This is a genomic window from Streptomyces sp. FH025 (assembly GCF_017427025.1).
Lineage (GTDB): Bacteria > Actinomycetota > Actinomycetes > Streptomycetales > Streptomycetaceae > Kitasatospora.
On sequence record NZ_JAFLNG010000295.1, the window covers coordinates 1 to 9052 of the forward strand.

Genomic DNA, 9052 nt, shown 5'->3' on the forward strand with positions numbered 1-9052 from the left:
GCCGCCGGGGTGAGCGGAGCCGGCGCCGTCTCCCAGGCCGAGTTGCTGCGCGCCGCCCACCGGGCCCGGCTGGCGGGCCTGTTCCGCCCGGCCGCCGCGGCCGTCGCCGTGGTGACCGGGGTCCGGGCGGCGCGCTCCGGCGCGCCCGACCACCGGCTGGCGGACCTGGTGGCCGGCCTGCGCGACCTCCTCGGCCTCACCCACGCCCTGACGAACGCCCCGACGAACGCCCCGACCAACCGTCCGCCCGCCGAACTGCGCGGCACCGCCCGCCAGGCGTACGCGGAGGAGGGCGGCCTGCGGCTGTACGGGCTGTTCGCCGAGCCGGTGCTGACCGCCACCCATGCGGGCGCGGTCAGCTGGGCGGTGGACGCGGACGGCCGGCTCAGCACGGTCGCCGAGGTGACTCCGCACACCGACGCCGCGACCGCCGCACCGCTCGCGGTCGGGGCGGGCAACCGGACGGTCCGGCTGGGCGACGCCGCGCTCAGCCACCGCGAGTTCAGCCGCGCTGGGCTGGCCGTCCAGGGCGCGACCAGGTCCGCCAGCGGGCGGCTGGGCGCGGGGGCCTCCGTCCGCGCGGTGCGCGCCGCGGGTACGGAGTGGACGGCGCAGCCGGCGGCTCGGCTCTGGTCCGAGCCACCGGCCGCCCAGGTGGCCCGGGCGCTGGCGGCGCAGGAGCTGCCGTACGAGGGCCGTCCGGCCGGCAGTGACCTGCTCTTCCTGGACGTCGCCCTGCTGGGCACCTCCCCGACGGGTCCGGGCGGGGAGCCCCGGCTGCTCGCCCGCGCGGCCGGGAGCGAGCTCGTGATCGCGCTGCTCCCGGGCCACGCGCACCCCGGCCTGGCCTTCCGGGCGAACCTCGCGCTGCTCGCCACCGCGCCCGGGCTGCGGCTGCGGGTGATCGGGCGCCTGGAGCGGGCGGACCGTCCGGAGCTGCGCCTGCTCGCGATCGGTACGGCCCCGGACGCCCCCGACCCGCTCGCCCTTCCGGCGGAGCGGGCGGGCCGGGTCAACCTCGGCCTGGAGCGCCTCCAGACCGCCGACCTGCCGGCGGGGCTCACAGCGGGGCTCGCGGCCGCCCCGCCCGTCGCCGTCCCCGTCGTGCCCCCGGCCGGTCCGCCGGTGCACGTGCTCGGCCGCAGGGTGGAGCAGACGGTCACGACCGGTCGGCACGCCCTCGCCCCGAGCGAGGCCTCGGCGGCGGCCGACCGGAGCCTGCTGAGCGCCGCTGGGCTGGCCACGGCCGCCCAGCTCCTGGACGGCCTCCGGGCCGCCGCGGCGAACCAGCGGCGCGATGTGTTCGGCCGGACCGTCCCGGACGACCATGACGCCTTCGCCACCGCCTGGCTCGCCGCCGCCGGCTACACCGAGGCGCTGGCCGTCGCACTCTGCTCGGCGGCCTGGGAGGAGGAAGCGGCGGACGTGGAAGAGATCGTCACCGGAAAGGCATGAGCCGAAGTATTTGCACAGACAGATAATCCGCGCGGACTGGCATACTTGTCGGAGAGGAGACGCAACACGACGCAACACGACACACAGGCCAACGCGAAGGGAAGTCGGGCCATGGGGATCCGCGACGACGCCGCCGAGGTCCGGGCCAGCGGCTGGCGCACGCTCGCCGCGCTGCACGGGCTGATCGACACCGCGCTGGAGAAGGCCTTGCAGGCGGAGCACCGGCTCTCGGTGGTCGAGTACACCGTGCTGGAGGCGCTGTCCCGGCAGGACGGTTGGCACATGCGGATGCAGCAGCTGGCCCGGGCGGCGGCGCTGAGCAGCAGTGCGACCACCCGCCTGGTCGCCCGGCTGGAGGACCGGGGCCTGCTCAGCCGCTACCTCTGCGCGGACGACCGGCGCGGCATCTACACCGAGCTGACCCCGGAGGGCCGCGCCCTGCTGGACGCCGCCCGTCCGGTGCACGACGCCACCCTGGAGACGACGCTGGCGCAGGCGGCCGAGCTCCCCGAGCTGGCCCCACTGGTCGGCGCGCTGTCCGAGCTCACTCCCGCGAAGGCGTAAGCACCCCCGCACAGGCACAGCGCCCCCGCGAGGGCATGGCGCCCGGGCGGCCTCACCGCCGCCCGGCCGCCAGCGCGTCCCGGTGCACCCGGTCGAGCAGGGCGAGCAGCAGTTCCTTGCTGGACGCCCGCTCCCGGACGTCGCACAGCACGACCGGCACTTCGGGCCCGAGGTCGAGAGCGCGCCGGACGTCCTCCGGGGTGGCCTCGCGGCGGCCGTGGAAGCAGTTGACGCCGATCGCGAACGGGATGCCCCGCTGCTCGAAGAAGTCCACGGCGGCGAAGCTGGATTCGAGTCGCCGGGTGTCCGCGAGGACGATCGCCCCGAGGGCGCCGAGCGCGAGGTCGTCCCACATGAACCAGAACCGGAACTGCCCGGGTGTGCCGAACAGGTAGAGCACCAGGTCCTCGCGGACGGTGATCCGCCCGAAGTCCATCGCCACCGTGGTGGTGGACTTGTCCTGCACGCCTTCGAGACTGTCGATCCCGATGCTGGCGCGGGTCATCCGCTCCTCGGTCTGCAGCGGTTCGATCTCGCTGACCGAGCCGACCATGGTGGTCTTCCCGACGCCGAAACCGCCGGCGACGAGGATCTTGACCGCGCCCGGCACCAGGCTCTTGGTCGTCAATTCGGGTCTCCTGGAAGGGAACTGGGAGTTTCTGGGGCCGTGCTCGACAGGGCCGTGCTCGACAGGTTCGGTCTCGACGGGGCCGGTCTCTGACGGGGCCGACTCTGACGGGCGGGGGCCCGCCGGTCAGAGCCGGCGGACACCCTCGATCACGGCCTGGATCAGCGAGATGTCCGGTGCCTCGGCGAGCTGGACCGGGGCACGGGTGAGGATCAGCCGGGCCTCCGCCAGGTCGTCCAGCAGCACCTTGACCACGCTCACCGGCAGGTCCATGGTGGCCGCGATCTCGGCCACGGCCAGCGGGCGTTCGCGGCACAGGTCGAGGATCGCGGCCGGTTCGGGCGTCAGCCGGCTGGTGTCGGTGCGCGGGTCGGCGGTGACCACCAGGGTGATCAGCGCGAACCCGTCACGGACCGGGCCGGTGCGCCCGTTGGTGATCGCGTAAGGGCGGACCAGGTGGCCGGCGTCCTTGTCGTAGAACCAGCCCTCGTCGGCGTCGGCGGAGGTCACGCACCGCCACCCACGCCGACCTGGCCCGCGTCGCTGCGTGGCGCCGCGGTGAGGTACTGGCCGACCTGCTTGACCAGCATGTTGATCTCGTAGGCCATCAGGCCGGCGTCCACCTGCTCGCTGGTGAGGACGGCGAGTCGGGCGCCCTGTCCGGCGGTGGTGACGAACAGGAACAGCTGGTCCATCTCGACCACGGTCTGCCGGACCCGTCCGCCGTTGAAGCGGTGCCCGGCGCCGCGGGCGAGGCTCTGCAGCCCGGAGGCGACGGCGGACAGGTGCTCGGCGTCGGCCCGGTCGAGGCCCTGGGACATGCCGACCAGCAGGCCGTCCTCGGAGAGGACGATGGCGTGCCGGGTCTCGGGCACGCGCGCCACCAGTTGGTCCAGCAGCCAGTTGAGGTCGCGCTGGGTGTCGTCGTGCTGCGTCATCAGTGCTGTTCCTTGGCTTCCTGAACGGCGGAGGCTTCCGCGGGGGCTTCCTGTGGGGCGGAAGGGGCGGAGGGCGCCGCCGGGTTGGCGGGCATGGCGGGCGCGTCCGGTTCGGAACCGGTCGCGCGGGCGCTCCGGGTGCCGCGCTGGATGGCGGCCATGGTGGCGCGGGAGCGCGTCGGCGACGGGTCGTCGGAGTCGCCGTACCGGGGACCGGCCGGGGCGGCGTGGGCCCCGTACGGCGATGCGGCCGGCACCGGCGACGACGGCGGCGGCATCATGGCGCCGGGCGCGTTGGCCTCGCGGAGCTGCTCGGCGAGGCTGGCGTTGCGGACCCGCTGCGGCAGGACCCGCGGGGTGCGCAGTTCGCCGTCCGGGCCGTGCTCCACGTGGTCCTCCTGCGGGCGTTCGTGGGTGGGCGCCGAGCGGTCGGCGGGGACCTCGTCGAAGCCGGCGGCCGGGTCCGCGAGCGGCCGGTCCACCGCGAGGTCCGCCGGGGCTCCGGCCGGGTCGAACGGGCCGACGGAACCGCCGGAACCGCCGGAACCGCCGGAACCGGTCGGGAGGTCGTACGGGCGCGGCAGCGCGGGCCGGGGGAGGACCACGGCCCCGGGCAGCCCGGGGATCTCGGCGCCGACCGGCAGTCCGCCGTTGGCGGGCCCGTCGCCGCCGGCGGCCGTACCACCGTCCTGCGGGGCGTTCTCCTCGACGTTCCGGCCGAGCACCTCGCCGATGACCACACCGCCACCGGCCGCACCGCCACCGCCGTTGCCCGTACCGCCGTTACCCGTACCACCGCCGACCAGCCCGCCGTCACCCTCGATGGTCGCCGTCGGCGGCTCGGGCGCGGCGCCGGGAGCGCCGCCGCCCAGCAGCCCGCTGAGCACCCCGGCCAGCGCGCCGGACAGTTCCTCGTCGACCTCCCCGAGGTCCGCGTCCGCCATCGGCCGCGGCTCCGGCACCGGGGTCCGGGTGACCCGGGCGCCGGACGGCAGCCCGGGCACCGCGGCCGGCTGCTCGGCCTGCTCCAGCAGCACCGAGGGCACCAGCACCACGGCCCGGGTGCCGCCGTACGGCGAGGGCCGCAGGGTGACCTGGATGTCGTGCCGGGCGGCGAGGCGCGCGACGACGAACAGGCCGAGCCGCAGGTCGTCGCCGAGCGCGGAGACGTCCAGCTCGGGCGGGTTGGCCAGGTACTCGTTGAGCCGCTCGTACTCCTCCTCGGTCATGCCGAGGCCGCGGTCCTCGACCTCGACCGCCAGGCCCTTGGGGACCTCCTGCGCGGAGACCTGCACCTGGGTGTACGGCGGGGAGAAGGTGGTGCCGTTCTCGATCAGCTCGGCGACCAGGTGGATGACGTCGGCGACGGCCTGCCCGCTGAGCGAGGCGCGCGGCACGCCCTGGACGACCACGCGGGCGTAGTTCTCGGTCTCGGAGACGGCGCTGCGCAGCACGTTGACCACGGGCACGGCGTTGCGCCAGCGCCGGGCGGGCAGCGCGCCACCGAGGATGACCAGGTTCTCGGCGTTGCGCCGCATCCGGGTGGCCAGGTGGTCGACGGCGAACAGCTCGCGCAGCAGCTCGGGTTCCTCGTGCTCGCGCTCCAGCGCGTCGAGCATGCTGATCTGCCGGTGGATCAGGATCTGGGTGCGGCGGGCGATGTTGAGGAAGACCTTCTTCGTCCCCTCGCGGCCCTGCGCCTGGTGGACGATGGCGGCGACGGCGGCCTGCCGGACGGCGGCCAGGCCGTCGGAGGTCTGCTGGACCTCGTCGCCGAGCCGCCGGGACGGCGACCAGGCGGGCGGGGTGGGCACCGCCTCGCCGGCGCGCAGCCGGTCGACGACCTCGGGGATCTCCTGCTGGGCGAGCGTGATGGTGTCGGCGCGCAGCCCGGCCAGGCGGGCGGCCAGCGCCCGGGCGGCCCGGACGCCGCGGACCAGGCTGACCAGCACGACCACGGCGACGACGGCGGTGCCGATCAGCAGCGCGGTGCCGTGTCCGGCGTCGCGCAGCAGGTAGGCGGCGTAGCCCCAGGCGGCGGCGAGGCCCAGGCTGGGAACCAGTACGAGGGCGAGGAGCGAGCTGCGGAGGGAGCCGGACCGGCCGGCGCGGTGGCCCGTGCGGGGGGCCGATATGCCTGGCATCTGATTCCTTGTTGCAGGGCCGAGTTGCAGGCCGGGTCGCGGGGCCGAACGGCGGGGTCGGCCCGGGAGGGCCCGGTCGGGCTTCAGGGCGCCGGGGCCGGGGTCGCCGGACTCGGTGACGCGGTGTCACCGTCCGGACGGGTGCAGCACGGCCGTCGACGGCAGGAAACCTATCAGTCCCAGGTGCCCTCATCGCAACATCAACTGACGATATGTGAACGGCGGATGGCAGCGGCACGCTTTCCGGTTCGGGGTGTTCGCTGACGGAACGCCGCAGTTCAGCGCGGTTGCCGCGGAACGGAGAACGGCTCCCGGGAGGTCGGTGGGACCTCCCGGGAGCCGTCAGGAGCAGGTCAAACAGCCGGTGGGCCGACCGTCCGCCGCTGTCCGGACCGTCAATCCGCCCGAACCGCCCGGGCGGTCAAGGCACCTGGACCGTCAATCCGCCCGAACCTCCGGACCGTCAATCCGCCCGAAGGCCCCAGCGGCCGGGCCGTCGGGCCCTGGTCAGCCCGCCAGCGGCATCGGTACCACCTGCGCGCCCGGCCCGCTGTGCACCGTCGCCTCGGCCTCCAGCTGGTTGAGCTCGGTCCACGCCCAGCTCGCCACGTCGGACAGTTCGGCCGACCACTGCTTGCCGTAGGTGCCAGAGGCGACCTGTCCGAGCCGCAGCTTCTGGACGTCCGAGGTGCCGGCGGGGGCGTAGATGTGGGTGGCGTCGCGCAGGTAGCGGATGATGTTGTACTCCTCCTGCGTGCCGCGGGCGGCGAAGATCTCCATGGCGGTGCGCGCCGAGTCCATCGCGTACTCGGTGTTGATCAGCTTGGCGTTCATCAGCTCGGCGTCGCAGGGCTCGCCGAGGTCGAGCAGGTGCGAGGCGTGGTAGGCGGCCAGCTTGGCCGTCATCAGCCGGGACTGCATCTCGCCGAGCTTCAGTGCGACGCTGTTCAGCTGGTTGAGCGGCTTGCCGTACAGCACCCGCTCCTCGGCGTAGCGGACGGTGTCCTCCACGACGGCGACGTGGATGCCGAGTGCGACGGCGCCGAGGTTCAGCCGGCCGTACAGGGTGGAGGAGGAGTAGGCGACGTCGAGGCCCTGTCCCTCCTCGCCGAGCCGGTTGCGCGCCGGGACGCGGCAGTCCTCGAAGACGAGTTCGCCGAAGCTGAAGCCGTGCAGCCCGCCCTGGGTGCCGCGGTCGCCCGCGTGGAAGCCGGGCCGGTCGCTCTCGACCAGGAAGGCGGAGAGCCCCCGGCTGCCCTCGTCGGTGCGGAAGACCACGCCGTGGACGTCGCCGATGTGCGAGTTGCCGACGAACACCTTGCGGCCGTTGAGCACGTACTCGTCGCCCTCGCGGCGGGCGGTGCCGGCCATGCCGAGTACGTGGCCGCCGGACTCCGGCTCGGTGACCGCGATGGTCGGCAGGGACTGCCCGGAGGCGAACTTCGGTAGCCACTCCCGCCGTTGGGCGTTCGAGCCGAAGTGGATGACCTTCGCGACGCCGAGCTGTGAGGCCTGCGCCATCGCGCCCATCGCGCCGCTGACCCGGGCCAGTTCCTCCACGATGACGGTCTTGGCGAGGTGACCGAGCCCCAGGCCGCCGAACTCCTTCGGGATCGTCACGCCGATCCAGCCCCGGCGGGCGATCTCGCGCGAGAGCTCGAACTCGATCTCCCGGTCGGCCTCCATCCTGGCCACCTGCGGACGTATCTCCTTCTCCGCGAACTCACGGACCTCCGCCCGGAGGCTCTCGTGCCGTTCATCGGTGAAGTAGTCCATCGCCATGCTCTGGTCCTCTCGTCCTCGGTTGGTGTCGTGCCTCCGTTCGCGCCGACGATGCCGCTCCGGCCGCTCCCCCCGGGGAATCGGTGGGGGTGTGGAGGTGTGACGGCCGATCGCCCCGTTGCATCCGGGTGCATGCGGACCTTGGAACGGGGGCTCCCGAGGGTAGGGGACTACCGTCCGTGTCTTCGGCAGGGCTCATTGTCATATGTGCACACCGACTCCACACATAGTCGATCTTGGATTGGCGGGATTCGGCCCGTCCTTTTATCGAGGGGTTTCGCGCCACTACTGGCCGGGAATCGATGTCGGCCCCTCGGACCGTCCGCAGTCGGTCGCTCACATGCTGCTTTGACTGTTCATCAGCAAAGGCTTGCGAACGGTACCGGTAGCACCGCGACGCCCGGATGTCTGATTACATGTGCGCCATGACTGATGTGATGAGCACTCAAGGCCAGTTCCCGGGTGCCGCCGGGGAGTCCGAGCGGACCCGCAGGCTGCGCAGCCTGGGTCTCAACGAACCGTCCGCGGACGAGGCCTTCGACCGCTTCGCCCACCTGGCAGCCAGCATCACCCGCGCTCCCATCGCGATGGTCAACTTCATCAACGACGAGCGCCAGATGTTCCGGGGGCTCTACATTCCGCCAAATTCGTCCGAGGCCGCGGTCGAAGAAGGCGCCTCCTGGGCGGACCGGGGCATCGCCTTCGACCTCCCCACCCGGCAGATGCCTCTGAGTCACGGCTTCTGCCCGCATGTGGTCGCCCAGCGCTCGCCCCTGGCGCTGGACGACATCCTCGCCTACCCCCGGTTCGCCGGGAACCCGGTCGTGGACGAACTCGGCGTCCGGGCCTACCTCGGCGCCCCCCTCGTCGACGACACCAACACCGTCATCGGCACCGTCTGCGTCCTCGACCGGGAACCCCGGCAGTGGGGGCGTGAGCGGCTGCGCGACATCCAGCACCTCGCCGAGGCGCTGCTCTCCGAGATCCGGCTGCGCGACAACCTGCTCGCCCAGCAGCAGGAGATGTTCGCCGCCTTCGACGGCTCCCCGTTCCCCATCATGCTCACCGACGGCCCCGGCCAGGAGATCCGCTACGCCAACGCCCAGCACGCCGACACCTTCGGCGCCCCGGTGGCGTACGGGTCGATCGGCTCGGCCTACCCGCAGCTCGGCGGGGCCGGCCTCCAGCAGGCCGTCGCCGAGGCGTACCACACCGGCCGCACCACCGTCCTCAACAACGTCCGGATCCAGTCCGGCCGCCCCGAGGCGCAGCGCATCCAGCAGATCTTCAGCTTCACCTGCACCCCGCTGCGGGCCGCGCGCACCGGCCAGGTCAACGGTGTCCTCACCGTCGGCATGGACGTCACCGCGCAGTCCCGCACCGAGGAGGAGCTCGGCACCCTCGCCGCGCTCCTGGTCGACCGGCTCCAGCAGAACGGCTCCGCCACCGCGGCCGGCCGCCCGGGCATCGCCGGCGGGTCCGGACTCGTCCTGCCGAGCTGAACCCCCGATCCGCCGCCCGTGCGCGGCACCGCGGCTCCA

Annotated in this window: 8 protein-coding genes; 3 read left to right on the plus strand and 5 right to left on the minus strand. The window is 73.6% G+C overall.

Annotated elements, in window-relative coordinates; all coding sequences use genetic code 11:
• Both J0670_RS20910 and J0670_RS20915 read left to right on the plus strand, forming a co-directional pair.
• Window positions 1-1455 (plus strand): hypothetical protein (locus J0670_RS20910; protein WP_207813168.1); only part of this gene is annotated, 1455 nt, incomplete at its 5' end.
• 111 nt (window positions 1456-1566) lie between these two features.
• Window positions 1567-2019, plus strand: coding sequence for a MarR family winged helix-turn-helix transcriptional regulator (locus J0670_RS20915; RefSeq protein ID WP_207813169.1), 453 nt, complete (start codon window positions 1567-1569; stop codon window positions 2017-2019).
• A gap of 52 nt (window positions 2020-2071) precedes the next feature.
• On the opposite strand, the gene J0670_RS20920 is transcribed toward J0670_RS20915, so the two are convergent.
• From J0670_RS20920 to J0670_RS20940, 5 genes are all read right to left on the minus strand, one after another.
• Complete coding sequence (locus J0670_RS20920; protein WP_279383048.1) at window positions 2072-2647, minus strand: ATP/GTP-binding protein; 576 nt, start codon at window positions 2645-2647, stop codon at window positions 2072-2074.
• A 126-nt stretch (window positions 2648-2773) separates the two neighbouring features.
• Entirely contained in the window at window positions 2774-3157 is a 384-nt protein-coding gene (locus J0670_RS20925; protein WP_207813170.1) for a DUF742 domain-containing protein, read from the minus strand.
• Window positions 3154-3585, minus strand: a complete 432-nt coding sequence (locus J0670_RS20930) for a roadblock/LC7 domain-containing protein (protein ID WP_196949665.1) — start codon at window positions 3583-3585, stop codon at window positions 3154-3156. The genes J0670_RS20925 and J0670_RS20930 overlap by 4 nt, the downstream gene beginning before the upstream one ends.
• Window positions 3585-5729: a sensor histidine kinase KdpD gene (locus J0670_RS20935; RefSeq protein WP_207813171.1), complete on the minus strand. Its 2145-nt coding sequence runs from the start codon at window positions 5727-5729 to the stop codon at window positions 3585-3587. The genes J0670_RS20930 and J0670_RS20935 overlap by 1 nt, the downstream gene beginning before the upstream one ends.
• A gap of 507 nt (window positions 5730-6236) precedes the next feature.
• Window positions 6237-7511, minus strand: coding sequence for an acyl-CoA dehydrogenase family protein (locus tag J0670_RS20940; protein WP_374223137.1), 1275 nt, complete (start codon window positions 7509-7511; stop codon window positions 6237-6239).
• Window positions 7512-7936: 425 nt separating this feature from the next.
• Here J0670_RS20940 and J0670_RS20945 point away from each other — a divergent pair, with 425 nt between their 5' ends.
• On the plus strand, window positions 7937-9013 hold the full coding sequence (locus J0670_RS20945) for a GAF domain-containing protein (RefSeq protein ID WP_207813172.1): 1077 nt from the start codon (window positions 7937-7939) through the stop codon (window positions 9011-9013).
• Window positions 9014-9052 lie beyond the last annotated feature (39 nt).

Bases quoted from the DNA above. Each gene is read 5' to 3' on its own strand.
- J0670_RS20915 (WP_207813169.1), top strand. From the start codon at position 1,567: ATGGGGATCCGCGACGACGCCGCCGAGGTCCGGGCCAGCGGCTGGCGC.
- J0670_RS20930 (WP_196949665.1), bottom strand. From the start codon at position 3,585: ATGACGCAGCACGACGACACCCAGCGCGACCTCAACTGGCTGCTGGAC.
- J0670_RS20935 (WP_207813171.1), bottom strand. From the start codon at position 5,729: ATGCCAGGCATATCGGCCCCCCGCACGGGCCACCGCGCCGGCCGGTCC.
- J0670_RS20940 (WP_374223137.1), bottom strand. From the start codon at position 7,511: ATGGCGATGGACTACTTCACCGATGAACGGCACGAGAGCCTCCGGGCG.
- J0670_RS20945 (WP_207813172.1), top strand. From the start codon at position 7,937: ATGACTGATGTGATGAGCACTCAAGGCCAGTTCCCGGGTGCCGCCGGG.